We start from the raw sequence: 16,752 nt of genomic DNA on the forward strand, positions 1-16,752 counted from the left end.
GAACCCTTTTCGAACCACAAGGAGTCGCCATGACATCTCTCTTGTCCCGCCTGCGTCAGCTGGCGGACGACCACCATCTCCCCCCTTCGTTGCTGCAAACCCGCCAGTGGGAAGGCCCCCTGTGCCGGGTGCGGCTCGACAACACCGGCAGCGGTGAGGCCCGGGTCGGGCACTGGACGCTGTTTGACGGCAAGCTCGGCCTCTCGCCTGCGAGCGCCATCTACGGCGAAGGCTTCCAGATGCTGGCCCAGACCATGGGCAGCTGGCAAGCGCCGCAGCCGGTCGGTCGCTGCCCCGATGCCGGCGTCTATCGCATCACCGACGATCAGGGCTATCACACGGTGCACAACCTGCTGCTGGTGGAGCATGACAGGGGCTGGTTGCTGCTCGCCTTTGCCAGCTGCCAGCGCTTTGGCGGGGAGTTTCGGCTCTACCCCGATGGCCGGTTGCAGATCCTGATGAACGGCGAGGGGCGTGCACTCCCTGCCGGCCAGTTCTGGCAGAGCGAGGCGCTGCTCTGCCTCGAGGGAAAAGATCGGGAGGCGCTGCTGGCCGAACTGGCGCAGCGGATCGAGGCCGAGCATGGCTCGCTGATCGGTCAGGTCGGCGAGCGCCCCAGCGGCTGGTGCTCCTGGTATCACTACTATGCGGACGTGAGCGCCGCCGACATTCGCGAGAACCTGCAGGTGCGTGCCGAGCGTTTCCCGGCGCTGCGCTACGTGCAGCTTGACGACGGTTATCAGGCCAAGATGGGTGACTGGCTCACCCCGTCGGCCAAGTTCGAGCAGGGGGTGGCATCCCTGGCCACCGAGATCAAAGACGCTGGCTGCGAGCCGGCGCTCTGGGTGGCCCCCTTTATCGCCGAGCCCGGCTCCCAGGTGTTTCAGGATCACCCCGACTGGTTCGTGAAGGGGGAGGACGGGCTGCCGCTGCCCTCAGAGCGGGTTACCTACGGCGGCTGGCGCTGTACCCCCTGGTACGTGCTGGATGGCACCCACCCCGAGGTGCAGGCTCACCTCGAGCGGGTGTTCCGCACCCTGCGCGAGCAGTGGGGCATCCACTACTTCAAGCTTGACGCCAACTTCTGGGGGGCCATCCACGGCGGTTGCTTCCACGACCCGGCTGCCACCCGGGTCGAGGCCTACCGGCGCGGCATGGCCGCCATCCTGCGCGGGGCGGGCGAGGGGGCCTTCCTGCTCGGTTGCAATGCGCCCATCTGGCCAAGCCTTGGCCTGGTGCACGGTATGCGGGTGAGCGATGACGTGGAGCGCAATGGCCAGCGCTATCGCCAGATCGCTCGCGAGGCTTTCTGCCGCGCCTGGCAGAGCGACCGGCTGTGGGCCCTCGATCCTGACTGCATCTGTTTGCGGGATCTGCCGAGCCAGCAGGCGAGCCCTGCCGAGTACCGTTTTCATCTGGCGGCGCTGGTGGCAAGCGGCGGCATGATGCTGGCCGGGGACAGGCTGCAGGATCTCGACGAGGAACAGGCGGCGCAACTGCGCAAGCTGCTCGAGCTCTGTGCGGCGCGGGCCCCTTGCGCCCGTTTCGAGTCGATGGACTTTGCCTGCGGCGAGGTGAGCCTGCCCGAGGGCGGTACCCTGCTCTGTCTCTTCAACTGGGAGGCGCAGCCTCAGGAGTTTTTGCTGCCAGCGGGTGGCGAGGATTTTTGGGAAGAGGGGGCCGTCGGTACCGCGCTCACCCTGCAGGGGGGCGAGGGGCGGGTGATCCGCTACCGCTGAGCGGTCTGGCAGTCATGATTCAGGCTCCCACGGGAGCCTGAATTTATTGTGAAAGGCGCTGCTATAGCGGAGTCAGTAACGCCACTCGAAGCCGATGGCGTAGTTGGCGGCGCCATAGCCCGGGATCTCGTTGCTGGAGAGCAGGGCCTTGAAGGTGAGCTGCGCCGTGAGCGGAATGCCGAGCCCCATGCCGAGGGCCACCTCGTCGTTGGTGTTGCCCATCATGTCGGCCCGGATCATCCGATAGAGCGACATGTCCTGGCTCATGTGCACATAGCTCTGGGAGGCGCGGTTGTAGAGCTGGCCGAATACCTCCAGCTGAAAACCGGCCTGGGGGGTGATGGCCAACGGCACGCCGACGAAGTTGTAGAGATCGGAGCGGTTGAAATAGCTGTTGGTGATCTGGGGGGTGAAATCGGTCTGCCGATAGAGGCGACTGAAGTTGCTCTCGATCAGCTCATAGGTCTGCTGCGGCAACTGCAGCAGGTAGTCGGGGATATCAAAGCGCACGCCCGCCATGCTGGTCGATGGCAGCAGGGCGCAGATGAGCAAACCAAAACCGGATAATCCTGAACGCATCGGATGAGGCATCCCCAAGGGTCGATAGGCCTACCGGCCGTTAGTGCAATGTTAGCGCACAAATAATTGAAACATCAGGAGTCTTTGCTCCCCTTCCCATTATGTCGCGGGGCGGGGGAGCGTACAGTCATTTAACCGTGAGGCGGGTCACATCTTACAGATCTTCGAGATAGTGATAGAGGCTCTTGAGGATGGCAAAGTTCCGTTCGTTCCCCTGATTCTGCTCGGCCAGCGCTTCCAGGCGTGGCACATAGTCGGGCAGACGACGGCTGAAGTAGTCGCTGCAGTGCAGGCGCCAGCGCTTCTGCTCCGTTTCGCTCAAGGTGTGCGGCCAGTTGCGAGCGCGGTAGCGGAACAGCATCTCCGGCAGACGGGGATCCGTGAAGGCAAACTCCCGCTCGCCCAGCAGATCCGCCGGGGTGGCGCGCACCAGATCCATGGTGGACTTGTCGCCGTGACCGAAGAAGCCGGCGTAGAGCTGGGTATCCGGATCGCCGTCATTGTTGCCGGCAAACTCCTGATTGAATACCTCCACCAGTTTTTCCCGCACTTCGGGGTGGGCGCGCAGCAGATCCAGGCTCTTGCGGCACTGAGCCCGGTCGATGCCAAGCTGGTCGGCGCGCTCCGGCGTCAGGGTGGCAGCCGGCGCCAGCACCGGGCACTTGTTGATGTGCACCAGCTTCACCGGAATGCCGGCCAGGTCCCCCAGCTCCTCTTTCTTGGTGTAGAGGCGCTCGCGTATCTCCTCGCTGGTGAGTTCGATGAGCGGGGTGGGGTCGCGGGTGAGATCCACCATGATCACCGCGTTCTGGTTGGTCGGGTGCCAGGCGAGCGGCGACACCCAGCTTGCACATCCCTGCCAGGGGGAGAACATGCCGGAGACGTGCACCAGGGGTTTCATGGTCACCACGTCGATGAGGGCCTTCACCTTGTTCTTGCTGCGAAGATCAAAGAGATAATCGAACAGCTTGGGTTGAGCCTTTTTCACCAGCCTGGCCATCTCGATGGTGGCCAGCACGTCGGAGAGCGCATCGTGGGCGTTGGCGTGGGCCACGCTGTTGGCGACGGTGAGCTTCTCCAGCTTGAAGCTCGGCTTGCCCTCTTCGTCAAACGCCCACTCGATCCCCTCAGGGCGCAGGGCGTAGCAGGCCCGCAGCATGTCGAGGATGTCCCAGCGGGAGTTGCCGTTCTGCCAGCTGTAGGCATAGGGGTCATAGAAGTTGCGATAGAGGGTGTAGCGGGTCACCTCGTCATCGAAGCGGATGCTGTTGTAGCCAAGTACGCAGGTGCCCGGGGTGGCGAACTGCTCGTGGATCTGACGGATGAAATCCGCCTCGCACAGGCCGTCCTTCATCGCTTTTTGTGGCGTGATGCCGGTGATGAGGCACGCCTCCGGCTCCGGCAGATAGTCAGCGGGCGGCTTGCAATAGATGACCAGCGGCTCACCGATGAGGTTGAAATCCCCGTCGGTACGAATGCCGGCAAACTGCGCCGGTCTGTCCTTGGCCGGGCTGATGCCGAAAGTCTCGTAATCGTGGAAGTAGAAGGTCGGCTCGCTGCCGGCGTGTGCTGTTTTACTCATGTTGCTCGAGAGGGATATCCGATGACGGCGGCGTCTGGCGCCTGGGTGGGGGTGCCATGCACCTCGGTTGCCTGCATGGTAAACCATAGCGCAGGCAGAGCGAAGGGCAGTCGTCGTGGTTGGCGGTTTATTGGCCGCGGCAGGTTGGCCAGCCAGGTGAGATGAGCAACGCCATGATCTTCTAAGACAAAGGCATGGCTCAACGGCTTCTCTGGCCGCGCCCGCCAGTGTGCCGGACATCGAGGATGGATGCCCGGCCTGGCGATCCCGGCCGGGCATGGCAGGTTACTCCTCATCGATGGCGGCGAATCGAGCCACCAGATAGTCGATCAGCGCCCGCACAGAGGGGAGCAGGCCGCGCCGGGAGGGGAACACGGCGTGGATGAGTTCGGGCTTTGGCTCCCAGGCGGGCACCACCTTGATCAGGGTGGCGGCATCGAGCTGCTCCCGCACCATCAACAGCGGCAACTGCACCACGCCGATACCGGCCAGCGCGGCACTGCGCAGGGCCACCATGTCGGTGGTGACGAAACGGGGTTGGTGGGCGAGCTCGACATGGGCCCCCTGCGGCCCGAACAGCGACCAGACATAGTGCTGCCGTGGCGCTCCCAGCCCCATGCTGGGCCAGCCGTGCAGATCCGCCGGCGCGGCGGGCAAGCCCCGTTGTGCTATCAGTGCCGGGCTGGCCACCAGGCACTGGCGACGCTGCGCCAGTGTCCGGATCACCAGTTCGCTGTCCTGCAGCGGTGGCGGTCTGACCCGGATCGCCACATCGACGCCTTCGGCGATGGGGTCGACCCGCCGATTGGTCCCCTCCAGCTCGACTCTGATCTGCGGGTGACGTGCCATGAAATCCGCCAGCATGGGGCCGATATGGGTGTGCAGCAGGGCGATGGGGCAGCTCATGCGGATGAGACCACAGGGCTCGGTTCGGGTCATCTCGATGGCAGCCTGCGCCGCCTCGGCCTCCACCAGCATCCCCTTGCAGTGTTCGTAATAGGTACGGCCCAGCTCGGTCACCGCAAACTGGCGGGTCGAGCGCTGGATCAGCCGCACGCCGAGCCGCTCTTCAAGTTGTGCTATCCGGCGGCTGAGGCGAGATTTGGGCATGCCGATGGCGCGGCCGGCGGGGGCAAAACCGCCGTGATCCACCACCTGGACGAAGTAGTAGAGATCATTCAGATCCTGCATTAGGGTGCTCTCATCGTTCCAAAAATAGGACGCTGATGCTTAATTTAGCAGTCTACCCACCTGTTCGTCTCGAAACTATGCTGTCTCCAGTGTTCAATTCCACCGGATATGTCAGGAGCGACAGATGAAAAAGATCCTCGGTGTTTACAGCGCCCCCCGTCCTCACTGGGTAGGCGACGGCTTTCCCGTACGCTCCCTCTTCTCCTACAGCAGCCACGGCAAGCAGTTGAGCCCGTTTCTGCTGCTCGACTATGCCGGCCTGGCCAACTTCACGCCGACCAGCCGGCCGCGCGGGGTGGGTGAACATCCCCATCGCGGTTTCGAGACGGTGACCATCGTCTACAAGGGCGAAGTGGCGCACCGGGATTCGACCGGTCGGGGCGGCGTGATAGGCCCGGGCGACGTGCAGTGGATGACCGCCGGCGCGGGTATCTTGCACGAGGAGTTCCATGCCCCGGCCTTCAGCGCGTCGGGCGGTGAACTCGAGATGGTGCAGCTGTGGGTGAATCTGCCGAGCAGCCACAAGATGACGCCGCCCGGTTACCAGCCCATCCTGGCACGCGACATTCCGACGGTGGCACTGGCCAGCGACGCGGGGTCGGTACGGGTCATCGCCGGCGAGTTTGAGGGGGTCCGTGGTCCGGCCCATACCTTCAGTCCGCTGCATGTCTGGGATCTACGGCTGGTGCAGGGCAGCCTCAGCACACTCGAGTTGCCCGAAGGCTGGACCGGCGCGCTCATCGTGTTGAAGGGTTCGGTGCAGGTCAACGGCAGTGCCATCGCCCGGGAGGCACAGATGGTGGTGTTAGAGAGAGCGGGGCAGCAGGTGCTGATCGAGGCAAACAGTGACGCCACTGTGTTGCTGCTGAGCGGTGAGCCCATCGAGGAGCCCATCGTGGGGCACGGCCCCTTCGTGATGAACAGCCATGAGGAGATAGTGCAGGCCATCGATGACTTCAACAGCGGCAGATTCGGCGTGATGCCGGAGTGATAAATGGACAAGGCCCTCGTATGAGGGCCTTGTTTTTATGATGCTGTGGATCAGCGCTGACGGGCCTTGAACCTGGGGTTGCTCTTGCAGATCACGAACAGTTTGCCGCGGCGGCGGACAATCTGGCAATCGGGGTGGCGCGACTTGGCTGATTTGAGGGAAGAGAGGACTTTCATGACTGCGCTTTTCCTTTGTTGAAGAACTGACCGAAACGCTGGCCGAAGCGGGCGACCTGACCTTCCTTGCTGACCTGCTTCTGCTTGCCGGTATAGAAGGGGTGTGACGCACTGGAGACATCCAGCGTCACATAGGGGTAGGTGTTGCCGTCTTCCCACAGCTTGGTGCGATCGGTCTTGAGGGTGGAACCCACCAGAAAATAGGTGTTGGCGGTCAGGTCGTGGAACAGAACCTGACGGTACTCGGGGTGAATGTCTGGACGCATGATGGTTCGCTCTGTATGATTTGGTGTTATGTTATAACAATAAAATCATGCCTCCGTTGAGAATCAATATCAACAACTTTTTGCACGGCATCAGGGTTGAGCGAGGAGAATGAAGTTGCCGCGTTGCGTCGTTTGCTCGGTTGACCGCTTGATTAGGCAGCCAATTGCATCAGAGGAGAAGGTCTGGCAGGAAAGAGTTTTTGGTCAGCCGCTGGCGCCCTCTTTACTTTTGATTTTTACTGTATAAAAATACAGTAAAAATCATGGAGAAGTATCCTATGCGTCTGGAAATCATCATCGACAAGAAACATCAGGTGCCCACCTCGACCATGGAGGCGCTGCGCCAGGAGCTGCTCAAGCAGTTGGGCGAGAAATTCCCCGACCTGCATGTTCGCGTCGCCCCCGGCAGTGCCATGGCGTTGACCGTCAGCCGGGCCAGCAAGGAAGAGAAGGAGCTGGCGGAAGCCATGGTGCAGGAGGTGTGGGAGAACGCCGACAGCTGGATGCCGGAGAGTGCAGCCTCCTGAGCCAGGCGGGGCGGGCGTCGAGCATATGAAAATTGGATAGACAGAAAAAACGCGGCCATGGCTGCGTTTTTTGTTTTCGCGGGATGGAGCCCGTGCTTGTCGTGCTCTCTGCCCTTAATCCTCAAAACTCAGAACTGGCAGCAAGTGTTAGAGCCCGGCCCAGCGTTTGAGGCTGTTGACCTGTACCCGCTGATCGGCCTGGGCAATGTCACCGCTGGCCCGCAGCGCCTTGAGGGCGATGGGCAGAACGGCGCGCACTTCGCTGGCCGTCATGCCGGCCTGCAGGGCCGGGTGATAGGCGAGCTTGAGCAGCACGTAATCGAGCCCGGTCGGGAAGCTGTCGATGCTGTTGTCGTTGAAGATAGAGGGAAACACCTTGTCCGAATCGTTGGGCAGTCCCATCACCTGGGTGAGCTCCTCCACCACGCAGTCGAGAAAGCGCCCCTTGGCCCGGCTGTAATCCACCGGAATGATGATGGTGGCGCGGGCCATCTCGCGGCGGGTATTGGTGGTGAAGTTGGCCATGCAGAGTCCCTCCTTGAGCGCCGTCTTGACGGAGGCATCCTGCCCCATGGTGCGCTTGGCCCAGCTCGCCATCTTGGCGCGCTCGGTCATGATCAGGGTGATGTTGGGCCGCTCGTCTACCAGCGTAATGGGGCGGCCTATGATGCCGGCCAGATGCTGGCTCTGCACCCTGACCACCTCGCTTTGCAGCGCCTTGTCGCCAAACTCGTTGACCAGCTTGAGCCGGATGGGCTGCTCCCAGCGGGAGAAGCGCACGTTCTGTTCGTGGCCATACTCCCGCTTCATGGCGATCTCAAAGAAGCTTGCGGTGAGATAGGCATCGCTCTGCCAGCGTTCAGCTGCCGAGAGGGAAGGGCTCAGCAAGAGTGCCGCCATCAACCAGCGGGCAAGTGGTCGGCGCAACGGGATCATCTCTCCTCCTTGAAACCTGCGATGGATCAGCGTGTGGCACGCTCGAGATCGCGCCAGGTGAGCCAGAGCCTCAGGTCAAACTCCAGTTGATGATAGTCCGGCTCCATATGCTGACAGAGCTGATAGAAGCTCTTGTTGTGATCCTTCTCTTTCAGGTGGGCCAGCTCGTGCACCACGATCATCTTCAGGAAGGCCGGGTGGGCCTCCTTGAACAGGGCGGCGATGCGGATCTCGTTCTTTGCCTTGAGCTTGCTACCTTGCACCCGGCTCACATAGGTGTGCAGGCCGAGGGCATCCTTGATCACGTTGATCTTGCCGTCGAAGATCACCTTGGAAAGCGGCGCCGAGCTCTTGAGATAGCGGTTCTTCAGCTCCATGGTGTAGGCGAGCAGCGCCTTGTCGCTCTGGATGAGGTGGGTCTCAGGATAGCGCCTGGCCAGCACCTCCCCGAGCTTGCCCGCCGCGATCAGCTGTTGCACCTGGGCCTTGAGGGGCTCGGGGTAGCCACCGAGATAGGTCAGTTCCGCCATGTCTGCATTACTCAATACATCAAAAGAGCGCCATTGTAGTCAGCGCGTCGCCGCTTGCCTACCGTTTCGGGCCGGGCCTGCCTCACCGCAATGAAAAGGCCGTCATCGCGGGATGACGGCCCTGTTCGCTCAAGGGGGCTCAGCGTCTGCGATAGAGACCCGGCTCCACCTCTTCATACTGGCTCACCAGATATTGATAGAAGGCGAGACTGGAGGGGGAGCTGGGCTTCTTGAGCTCATCGGCAACCCGATCCGGCTTGGCGATGATGAACTTGGGACTCTGGCGCTTGAGGTCGGCCAGCACCCGCTCACGCACGTCATAGGGCGGGTTGACGTTGGCGAAGAAGAGGTAGGCGGAGGCCGGCTGGCGATCGGTCCAGAGGTAATATTGGGGCTGGATGCCATCTACCCAGATCTTGTCGGCGGGGGTGCTTTCGGCCAGGATCCGGTCGACCCGTACCTGGGCCGGCGGGTTGAAGGGCCTGCCTTTCTGGCTGCCTTCCCAGGCGTTGTTGAGCATCAGGGCCAACATGGCCAGCGAGGCGAGCCAGGGGGTGGTGCTGCGCACGTCCCAGGCGCGCCACAGGGGTACCAGAATGAGCACCGGCAGGGCCCACAGCAGGCTGTTGCCGAGCACTTCACGTACCCGTTCCAGTGACCACTCCTTGGTGCTCCAGCCGTAGCCGAGCTGCTGGGCCAGCAGCCAGCTGGCGGTCAGCACCACCAGCGAGATGCAGAGCAGACCGAGGGCATCGGCTTGCTGTTCGCTGCGATCCAGCAGGCAGGCCAGCGGCAGCAGGGCCAGCTGCAGATAGAGCACGTCGTAGTGATCGAACACGTGGCCGGAGACCGAGTTGGCGATCAGGGTGAAGATGACCCCAAACAGGGTGGCGCACAGCACCGGCAGGTACCACTCCTGACGACGGCTCATCATCAGCACGATGAAGGCGGGCAGCAGCATGATGAGGCCGGTACGCAGCAGGCCGACGCTGCCCACATCCGGCGAGAAGCCGTTGCCGTAGCTCCCCTCGAAGAAGATGTCGAAGGCGTAGTACTTGAACTCGGCCAGCAGGTTGTGGTGCTGGAAGTAGGCCAGCAGTGGACCGCCGACGAGCGCCAGCCCCAGCAGGCTGGAGCAGAGCAGGGAGAGGGCGCAGCGCCACTGCTCGCGCAGGCACCAGTGGCAGAACAGCACCAGATACCAGGCCCCCCAGAAGGCGCCGTTGTTGGTGCGCATCCAGGCGACGATGGCAAAGGTGAGCGCGGCCACCAGCGCCGGTCCCCAGCTGCAGCGCTTGTCCAGCAACATGGTGATGAAGGCCCACTGGGCGATGAAAGCCAGATGGAACGTCCAGTCCTCGGTCATGTTGCCGTAGTAGTAGCGGGTGCCATAGAGCGCCAGCACCGCCAACATGCTGCCGAGTCGGGCCCGCAATGAGAGGCCGAGCTGACCGAAGGCCTGCCAGCTGGCCATCAGTCCCAGCCAGCAGAGCGCCCATTCCAGCAACCAGATCCCGAAGAAGCCGCCGAGGCCGTAGCCGAAGGCATCGAGGGCGAAGATCATGGGGCCCTTGATGTCGATCATGTCCCGATAGAGCACGCCCCCCTCGCTCCACATCTTGCCCATCACGGCAAACAGCGAGGCGTCGAAGCCCGGCGCCATGCCGTGGAACAGCGGGTTGCGCAGGCAGAACAGCAAGGCCAGCAAACCGGTGAGCAGGATCACCAGCGGCCGCAGGCCCGGATTGACGCGAGGAGGAGTAAAACGGATGGCATGATTCATGGGTGACCTGTTCCTGCTGGGAAGTCTCGAAAGCGGGCCTATCTTGCCGAGCCTGACCACACGATGCAATGGGCCAGGGGAATGTGCTTGAAATAATTTGCAAAAGTGCCGCTTTACGACAAGAAAGCGGCACGTTTTATGGCGTACGGGGACAAAGGGCGAAGCCGAGTCCGGCTTTCGCCCCGGCTGGCGAGGGATCAGCCGGCGGTCGGCCCCTGATATTCCACCCGCGCCGGCATGGCGGTGAGCGCCGGCAGATAGCGGGCCCAACGAATGAAGGCATCCGCCAGAGTGATGCCGAGCTCCTGATTGTGCTGGGTCAGGGTGCGGGCCAGCGCTGTGTAGCCCTCCTTGCCGGAGGCGGTGTAGGCGCTGGAGACCCCCCGATAGATGGCGTCGGCGTCGACCGCTTGCCACTCATCAGGCGCACGCTCCCACTCCAGCCGGGTGATCCGGCGCCCCTTGGGCTGATCCGCCTGATAACAGAAGCGCACTCCGGCGGTGTAGGGGAAGCTGCCGCTGCCATTGCCCGTCACCCCGTTGTTGGTGGCGTTGTCGATGGCCCCCTCCAGCGCCTCGGCCAATTCGTGACCGTGCACCCGATAGAGGGTGAGCGGGATGGCGAAGGGCAGCAGGCGGCCGGCGATATCTGCTTCGCTGAGCGGCCCGGGTTCGAGGGAGCAGCGCACCCCGCCGGCGTTGTGCAGGGCGAAGTCCACCTGACCGACCTGCTCGCGGGCGCTGGCCAGCATGGCGCTCGCCACCAGGGGGGCGACCTGGCTGCCGGCCGGCAGGTTGGCATCGGGCAGCCGCTGGTGGTGCAGCGGCTCGTCAAGGCGGGTCACGATGCGCTGGGTCATGGTCTCCAGCTCGGGCCGGTAGCGCCTGGCCAGATGCTGTTCCAGTTCGGGATCGGGGTCGCAGAAGGTGAGCCCGGCCGGCGGATTGCCGGCAAAGGGCCAGGGCTGCCAGGGCAGCCACTCCAGCTGGCCGCGGCTGCGCGCTACCCGGCCGCGCTGGTCAAAGGTCAGCTCGCACACCCCGAGGCAGAGGGCGCTGTGGGCGGCGTGCAGGACAGCCACCCCGTTCACCATCAGCGGGTAGCTGCCTTCGCTGTCGAGCCCGAGCGGCGCCAGCTCCCCCAGCAGGCTGTGGGTGTGGCCGCCGATGATGAGGCTGAGCTCGGGGAAACGCTCGGCCAGCCGTTTGTCCTGCTCGAGCCCCAGGTGGCTGAGCAGGATGATGTGCTGAATGCCGGCGGCCTTGATCTCTGCCAGCGCGGCTTGCAGGGTCTGCTCGATGCCGTGGAAGTGGGTGTGGCCATCCGGGTTGGCGATGGCGGCCATCTGCGGCAAGGTGATGCCAAGCAGGGCGAAGGGCACGCCGCCGAGCAGGCGCCGCTGCCAGGGACGGCTGGCATCGTGCAGATTGGGCAGGCCGCGCAAGGGGAGTGGGGTATCGGCCGGCTCCTGGCTGCTGTCGAGGTTGGCGGCCAGCACCGGAAAATCGAGCTGGCGCAAAAACTCCACCAGAGGACCGTTGCCCAGATCGAATTCGTGATTGCCGATCACCATGGCGTCCGGTCGCAACAGGCTCAGCAGATCGGCGTTGGCCCGCCCCTTGAAGCGGTTGAAATAGAGCGAGCCCTGGAAGGTGTCGCCACCGTGCAGAAACAGGCAGGACTGGCCCGCCTCGTCCGCCTGCCGACGCAGGGCGTTGAGCCGGGTCAGGATACGGGCATAGCCTCCGCACTGGGTGCGCCACTCGGACTCGCCTGCGGGGGCGAAGCGCATGGGGGCGCCGTCGAAATGGGAGTGGCAGTCACTGAAATGGGCAAGTTGAACCGTAATACTCATCTCGGTCCTCCTTCGAGAAAAAAGAGCACCGAGTCTACTCCAATGGCGGGGGGAGATACCAGCCCGGCGGCAGGCCGGGCTGGTAGAGCGGGGAGAGGCGGGGCATCCGCTCAGGGAGCCCCGACCACGTCAGGCGGGCACCATGATCTGGGTGGCGAGGATCACCACCAGCAGGCCGACGGCCACCGGCAGCGAGGTACGCTTGACCACCTCGAACGGAGAGAGATTGCCCATCCCCGCACAGGCGACCACCACCCCGGAGACCGGTGAAATGGTGCGGCCCAGGTTGGAGGCCTGCAGCATGGGGATCACCAGGTAGGCCGGGTTGACGCCGAGGCTGGTAGCCAGATGGGGAATGAGCTCCACGAAGGCGTAGAAGGGGGCGTTGCCGGAGCCCGTGGTAAAGGCGGCCAGGGTGGTGATGACCACCAGCACCAGCATGATGACGATGCCGCCGGTGCCAAAGCTCTGGGCCAGATCCAGGAGGTTGGCGATGAAGCCGAGCCCCATCAGGCCCTGGGCAAACACCCCGGCCCCCACCAGCAGCATTACCACGCCGGCGAAGGCATCGGCCATGCTGCGCCAGCACACCTGCAACCCGTCCAGCAGCTCTTTGCCGTTGCGCTTGCGTACCAGCTCCAGCAGGGCGGCCAGCACCAGGCAGATGACGATGATGGTGACGATGTCGAGCTTGGGACCCAGTTTGCCGTCAAACAGCAGCACCCCGATGATGGGGGTGAAGGGCAGGATGGCGTAGAAGCCGGGCGCGTCGGTGATGAGATCGCTCGGGGCGACGGCGGCGTTGTGCTCACCGGCTTTCTGATCCAGATAGCGCTGCCAGAAGAAGTGGGTCACCGCCATGGCGGCGATGGCCACCAGCGAGATGGGCAGGGTCAGCTTGAAGGCAAACTCGATGAGCTCCATGTTGGCGGCCTGGGCGGCCATCACCACGTCCCCCGAGGTGGGGGCCAGGATAATGGCGGCCGGTGAGGCGCACACCGCTGCCGCGGCGCCGCGGGAGATCCCCATGTTGACCATCAGCGGGAACAGGGTAGCCATCAAGAGCACGCCCAGACCGGTGGCTGAGCTCACCGCCAGCGACATGGCGCAGGCCACCAGGTAGGCGGCCACCAGCAGGATGTAGGGGGACTTGATGACGCCGAGCGGCTTGCTCGCGAGCTTCACCAGAATGGTGTTGGCCCCGATGTGGCTCATGTAGCCGGCGAAGCCGCACAGCACCATGATCAGCATGCCAAGGCCACCGCCCCGGTCCACCAGCAGGAAGCGCACGTATTCGAACACGTCGGTGGCCACGTGGCCGGTGGAGGTGACGCTGGCGGGCAGCACCGCCTTGCCCATCAGGGCGGTGATCGCCAGCAGCAGCAGGCCGCCGCTGAGCAGCACCCCGGTGGCCGAGTAGCCCTTGAAGATGTAGCGGCCCACGGCAAGGGTGACCAGGGTACCGATAAGGAGTTCCATCATAGAGTGAGTTCCTGAGTACGAATGGGAGTGGATGCATTATTGGCGTCAACTTGGAGGTTAATCTGGCCAATCCCGAAATGCATCGACATAAAACTCGGCGATTATTATCCAATAAGGGGTAACCCACCATGATGTAGCGCATCACTTGTGATCTCGCTTGCAAATCAATACGGGCGCGGGGTTGCGACTTGTCAAGCTGACACTTAGGCTTTGTGACGGGAGTAGGTGACAGTCGCTGGGATCGCGGTTAATCTCCTGCTTTGAATATTAATGCGTTGATTATTAATTAAAATAACAACCCCGCCAGCAACGAGGTCAAGGCAGCAGAGATGGGAATGGTCAGCAAACTTTTCATGGTGGCACTGATGTTGTTCGCCGCCACCGCAGGGGCCGAGAGTTCCCATTACACCGGCATCAAGGCGGTGCCTGACATCAAGGTAGACTTCCAGTTTTATCGGGTTTCCGGGCCGGATGTGGCGAGCCTGGCCCGCCAGATGACCAATGCGGGCACAGCCCGGGCCAATGGCCACATCGGCATGGCCAGCTATCAACTCTCCTGGCAGTTGCAGACTAGCCCCGGGGCGCAGCGCTGTGAGCTGGAGCAGGTCAAGGTCACCACCCGCATCAAGGTGATGGTGCCGAACTGGATGGACAAGGCCAAGGCCTCCGCCGCCGAGCGCCAGAAGTGGGACAAGCTGGTGGCCGCCATGTTCGATTACGAGAGCCGCCACAAGGACATCTTGCTGGAGAGCGTGAGCCAGCTCGGCATCCAGCTGGCCCAGCTGCCGGTGGAGCGTGACTGCGCCGCCCTGCAGTATCAGGCCTGGCAGCGTGGGCAGGGGGGACTAGCCAGCTTGCGCGAGCGTTTTGCCCAGTTGCAGCAGCAGACTGACCATGGCCGCAAGCTGGGGCTCAACTGGCCTAAGGGCATCTGACACCACATACCATCCATGAAAAACGGGCTCCCCAAGGGAGCCCGTTTTGTTGTTGTGCCTTGCCGAGCCTTCAGCTGAGCATCTGAGGCTTACTGCAACGGCTTGCCCTTGAGCAGCTTGCGTACCCAGTAGCGGGCCGGATGGAGCGCCTCCAGCAGATCGGCGGCCAGCGGCAGCGGATCGCCGCAGATCTCGCTGGCGAGCAGCTCGCTGCAAAGGGGGGCCGAGCACAGACCCCGTGAGCCGAGCGCTCCCAGCACATAGAGGCCGGGGTAGAGGGGCAATGGACTCTGCTGATCAACGGGTGCCTTCATATTGTAATCCGCCAGCGCCGCCAATCTGACGACCGGCCCCGCCACCGGCAGATGATCCCGGCTGGCACTGCGCACGCCGACCCGGGCCTGGTTGCCGCTCACGTCCACCTCGGCAGGCCAGCGCTGCTGCGGCAGGCAGGCCTGCAGGCGCGCCTGGTTCTGGGCCTGCTCCTCGGCGCGAAACGCGAGCTCGGTCTGGTTGCGGCCATAGCTGGCGCCGATGCAGTGTTGGCCTTCGTTGGCTGGGGTGAGGTAGCCGTCATAACAGAGCACGGTATTGAGCCGGCTCAGGCTGGCGGAGGTGGGCACATGGCTCACCTGGCCGCGCACCGGATAGAGCGGCAACTCGGCAAAGGGGATGAGTGCCGGCAACTGGTGTCCGGCGGCCACCACTAGGGTGGGGCTCTGCCAGCGGCGACCTTCACAGCTTTCGACTTGCCAGCCATCCGCCTGTTCGGTCACGGTAGCGACCTGGGTATTTAAGAGCACCTCAAGCAGCCCGCTGGCCTGCGCCTCCTTGATGGCGGCGCGGGTGAGATCGGCCGGGCAGAGCCAGCCCCCCAGCGGATAGCTGACGCCGCCGTGGCCGCAAGGCAGGCCGACCACCTGCTCAACCTCTGGCTCGGAAAGCACCTGCATCAGCTCGGGCGGGAAGGGGCCTTGCGCCATCTTGGTCAGCTTGGCGGCGGACTTGTCGTCATAACCGAGCTGGGTGACGCCGCACAGGGAAAAGGCGACGGGGTGGCGCTCGGCCAGGGCCAGCAGTCGGCTTCTGGCAAAGCCGAAGGCCAGCGAATAGAAGCGTGACAGGGCATCGTGCTCACCGTTGAGCAGCGGATAGAGCGCCCCCTGGCGATTGCCGGAGGCGCCGCCGGCCGGCTCGTCATCCTGGCACAAGAGGGTGACCTTGCGGCCTCGCTCCACCAGCGAGAGCGCCGTCATGGCCGAGGAGATGCCGCCGCCGATGATCAGCACCTCCCCCTCACGGCCGGCGGGTCTGGCATAGCAGGGGGCTATGGTCTGCTGCGGCAGTTTGTCTGCGCGCTCGCCTGCCAGCATCTCCCGCTTGCTGCCGTGGCCCTTCACTTTCTGCATGGCAAAGCCGGCGGCAATCAGGCCGCGGCGCACGAAGCCGGCGCAGGTAAAGGTGGCGATGGTCGCCTGGGGGCGGGCGAGACGGGCCAGCCCGTCGAACAGATCCTGGGTCCACATCTCGGGGTTCTTGGCCGGCGAGAAGCCATCCAGATACCAGGCATCCACCAGCCCTGTTGCCGGGTGGGGCACCTGGGGCAGCATCTCCTTGATGTCGCCAAGCCAGAGATCGAGCCGGATGCGGCCGCCGGCAAAGATGAGGCGATGACAGCCGCAGACCGGCAGCGGCCACTGGGCAATCAGATCCTGGCTCAGGTGGGCAAGCTCGGGCCAGGCCGCCAGCGCCTTGCGCAGATCGGCCTGGGTGAGCGGGTACTTTTCGAAACTGATGAAGTGCAGCCGGGAACCGTTGCCGGTTTGGGGCGCCTGTTCCAGAAAGGCGGCCATTGTCGCCAGAAAGTTAAGACCTGTGCCGAAACCTGTCTCACCTATCACGAAAATGTCACTATCGTGGTGCGAAAATCGCGCTGGCAGCCGATTTTGCTGCAAAAAGACGTAGCGGGTTTCACTTAGACCGTTATCATTGGAAAAGTACACATCCCCGAACTCACTGGAGACTGGAGTTCCCGCTTCATTCCAGTCCAATCGGGCATGATGTAAGGATGTTTGACTCACGTTTTCCTCGGCTCGCGTCACAAAATCGCGGGCATTCTACGTGAAAGCAGACCAGTTTGGCAGCCGAAAGCGGGTAGACTCGGTGCCAGTTTTTCCAG

The 16,752-nt window shown here is 63.4% G+C and carries 15 protein-coding genes; 4 read left to right on the forward strand and 11 right to left on the reverse strand.

From position 1 onward, the window contains the following. Positions 1-29: 29 nt before the first annotated feature. The gene (locus ACB031_RS00535; RefSeq protein ID WP_371138802.1) at positions 30-1,739 is read left to right on the forward strand and encodes a glycoside hydrolase family 36 protein; all 1,710 of its coding nucleotides are present in this window, start codon (positions 30-32) and stop codon (positions 1,737-1,739) included. 72 nt (positions 1,740-1,811) lie between these two features. Here ACB031_RS00535 and ACB031_RS00540 read toward each other — a convergent pair whose 3' ends face one another. The 3 genes from ACB031_RS00540 to ACB031_RS00550 form a co-directional block, all read right to left on the reverse strand. Then, positions 1,812-2,318 (reverse strand): hypothetical protein, encoded by a 507-nt coding sequence (locus ACB031_RS00540; protein WP_005300120.1) that lies wholly within the window; start codon positions 2,316-2,318, stop codon positions 1,812-1,814. A 154-nt stretch (positions 2,319-2,472) separates the two neighbouring features. Next, complete coding sequence (gene sbcB, locus ACB031_RS00545; RefSeq protein ID WP_371138803.1) at positions 2,473-3,900, reverse strand: exodeoxyribonuclease I; 1,428 nt, start codon at positions 3,898-3,900, stop codon at positions 2,473-2,475. 285 nt (positions 3,901-4,185) lie between these two features. Further along, complete coding sequence (locus ACB031_RS00550) at positions 4,186-5,091, reverse strand: LysR family transcriptional regulator (protein WP_371138804.1); 906 nt, start codon at positions 5,089-5,091, stop codon at positions 4,186-4,188. A gap of 124 nt (positions 5,092-5,215) precedes the next feature. On the opposite strand from ACB031_RS00550, the gene ACB031_RS00555 reads away from it, so the two are divergent. Next, on the forward strand, positions 5,216-6,082 hold the full coding sequence (locus ACB031_RS00555) for a pirin family protein (RefSeq protein ID WP_371138805.1): 867 nt from the start codon (positions 5,216-5,218) through the stop codon (positions 6,080-6,082). A 50-nt stretch (positions 6,083-6,132) separates the two neighbouring features. Here ACB031_RS00555 and ykgO read toward each other — a convergent pair whose 3' ends face one another. Further along, positions 6,133-6,258: a type B 50S ribosomal protein L36 gene (gene ykgO / locus ACB031_RS00560; RefSeq protein ID WP_005300174.1), complete on the reverse strand. Its 126-nt coding sequence runs from the start codon at positions 6,256-6,258 to the stop codon at positions 6,133-6,135. Next, positions 6,255-6,524 carry a type B 50S ribosomal protein L31 gene (locus ACB031_RS00565; protein ID WP_010634187.1) on the reverse strand — a complete coding sequence of 90 codons (270 nt, stop codon included), beginning with the start codon at positions 6,522-6,524 and terminating at the stop codon, positions 6,255-6,257. Before ACB031_RS00565 ends, ykgO begins: the two co-directional genes overlap by 4 nt. A 278-nt stretch (positions 6,525-6,802) precedes the next feature. Here ACB031_RS00565 and ACB031_RS00570 point away from each other — a divergent pair, with 278 nt between their 5' ends. After that, on the forward strand, positions 6,803-7,051 hold the full coding sequence (locus tag ACB031_RS00570) for a DinI family protein (protein ID WP_005300177.1): 249 nt from the start codon (positions 6,803-6,805) through the stop codon (positions 7,049-7,051). Positions 7,052-7,198: 147 nt separating this feature from the next. On the opposite strand, the gene ACB031_RS00575 is transcribed toward ACB031_RS00570, so the two are convergent. The 5 genes from ACB031_RS00575 to dcuC all read right to left on the reverse strand — a co-directional run bounded on the left by ACB031_RS00575 (position 7,199) and on the right by dcuC (position 13,638). Continuing rightward, positions 7,199-7,987 (reverse strand): DUF2927 domain-containing protein, encoded by a 789-nt coding sequence (locus ACB031_RS00575; RefSeq protein WP_139752641.1) that lies wholly within the window; start codon positions 7,985-7,987, stop codon positions 7,199-7,201. 26 nt (positions 7,988-8,013) lie between these two features. Continuing rightward, positions 8,014-8,517, reverse strand: coding sequence for a M48 family metallopeptidase (locus ACB031_RS00580; protein WP_139724198.1), 504 nt, complete (start codon positions 8,515-8,517; stop codon positions 8,014-8,016). A gap of 139 nt (positions 8,518-8,656) precedes the next feature. Beyond that, entirely contained in the window at positions 8,657-10,300 is a 1,644-nt protein-coding gene (locus ACB031_RS00585) for a hypothetical protein (RefSeq protein ID WP_371138806.1), read from the reverse strand. A 197-nt stretch (positions 10,301-10,497) separates the two neighbouring features. After that, positions 10,498-12,156 carry a bifunctional UDP-sugar hydrolase/5'-nucleotidase gene (locus ACB031_RS00590; protein WP_371138807.1) on the reverse strand — a complete coding sequence of 553 codons (1,659 nt, stop codon included), beginning with the start codon at positions 12,154-12,156 and terminating at the stop codon, positions 10,498-10,500. Positions 12,157-12,285: 129 nt separating this feature from the next. Continuing rightward, on the reverse strand, positions 12,286-13,638 hold the full coding sequence (dcuC, locus tag ACB031_RS00595; protein WP_005300187.1) for an anaerobic C4-dicarboxylate transporter DcuC: 1,353 nt from the start codon (positions 13,636-13,638) through the stop codon (positions 12,286-12,288). A gap of 335 nt (positions 13,639-13,973) precedes the next feature. Here dcuC and ACB031_RS00600 point away from each other — a divergent pair, with 335 nt between their 5' ends. Beyond that, on the forward strand, positions 13,974-14,573 hold the full coding sequence (locus tag ACB031_RS00600; RefSeq protein WP_201891639.1) for a DUF922 domain-containing Zn-dependent protease: 600 nt from the start codon (positions 13,974-13,976) through the stop codon (positions 14,571-14,573). Positions 14,574-14,662: 89 nt separating this feature from the next. On the opposite strand, the gene mnmC is transcribed toward ACB031_RS00600, so the two are convergent. After that, the gene (gene mnmC, locus ACB031_RS00605) at positions 14,663-16,675 is read right to left on the reverse strand and encodes a bifunctional tRNA (5-methylaminomethyl-2-thiouridine)(34)-methyltransferase MnmD/FAD-dependent 5-carboxymethylaminomethyl-2-thiouridine(34) oxidoreductase MnmC (protein WP_371138808.1); all 2,013 of its coding nucleotides are present in this window, start codon (positions 16,673-16,675) and stop codon (positions 14,663-14,665) included. Positions 16,676-16,752 lie beyond the last annotated feature (77 nt).

Origin of the sequence: Aeromonas sp. S8(2024) (genome assembly GCF_041403085.1) — a bacterium.
Classification (GTDB): Bacteria; Pseudomonadota; Gammaproteobacteria; order Enterobacterales; family Aeromonadaceae; genus Aeromonas; species Aeromonas dhakensis.

Coding starts and splice junctions, on each gene's coding strand:
- ykgO (WP_005300174.1), bottom strand. CDS start 6,258: ATGAAAGTCCTCTCTTCCCTCAAATCAGCCAAGTCGCGCCACCCCGAT.
- dcuC (WP_005300187.1), bottom strand. CDS start 13,638: ATGATGGAACTCCTTATCGGTACCCTGGTCACCCTTGCCGTGGGCCGC.
- ACB031_RS00580 (WP_139724198.1), bottom strand. CDS start 8,517: ATGGCGGAACTGACCTATCTCGGTGGCTACCCCGAGCCCCTCAAGGCC.
- ACB031_RS00565 (WP_010634187.1), bottom strand. CDS start 6,524: ATGCGTCCAGACATTCACCCCGAGTACCGTCAGGTTCTGTTCCACGAC.
- ACB031_RS00590 (WP_371138807.1), bottom strand. CDS start 12,156: ATGAGTATTACGGTTCAACTTGCCCATTTCAGTGACTGCCACTCCCAT.
- ACB031_RS00540 (WP_005300120.1), bottom strand. CDS start 2,318: ATGCGTTCAGGATTATCCGGTTTTGGTTTGCTCATCTGCGCCCTGCTG.
- ACB031_RS00575 (WP_139752641.1), bottom strand. CDS start 7,987: ATGATCCCGTTGCGCCGACCACTTGCCCGCTGGTTGATGGCGGCACTC.
- ACB031_RS00535 (WP_371138802.1), top strand. CDS start 30: ATGACATCTCTCTTGTCCCGCCTGCGTCAGCTGGCGGACGACCACCAT.
- ACB031_RS00600 (WP_201891639.1), top strand. CDS start 13,974: ATGGTCAGCAAACTTTTCATGGTGGCACTGATGTTGTTCGCCGCCACC.
- ACB031_RS00555 (WP_371138805.1), top strand. CDS start 5,216: ATGAAAAAGATCCTCGGTGTTTACAGCGCCCCCCGTCCTCACTGGGTA.
- ACB031_RS00585 (WP_371138806.1), bottom strand. CDS start 10,300: ATGAATCATGCCATCCGTTTTACTCCTCCTCGCGTCAATCCGGGCCTG.
- sbcB (WP_371138803.1), bottom strand. CDS start 3,900: ATGAGTAAAACAGCACACGCCGGCAGCGAGCCGACCTTCTACTTCCAC.
- ACB031_RS00550 (WP_371138804.1), bottom strand. CDS start 5,091: ATGCAGGATCTGAATGATCTCTACTACTTCGTCCAGGTGGTGGATCAC.
- ACB031_RS00570 (WP_005300177.1), top strand. CDS start 6,803: ATGCGTCTGGAAATCATCATCGACAAGAAACATCAGGTGCCCACCTCG.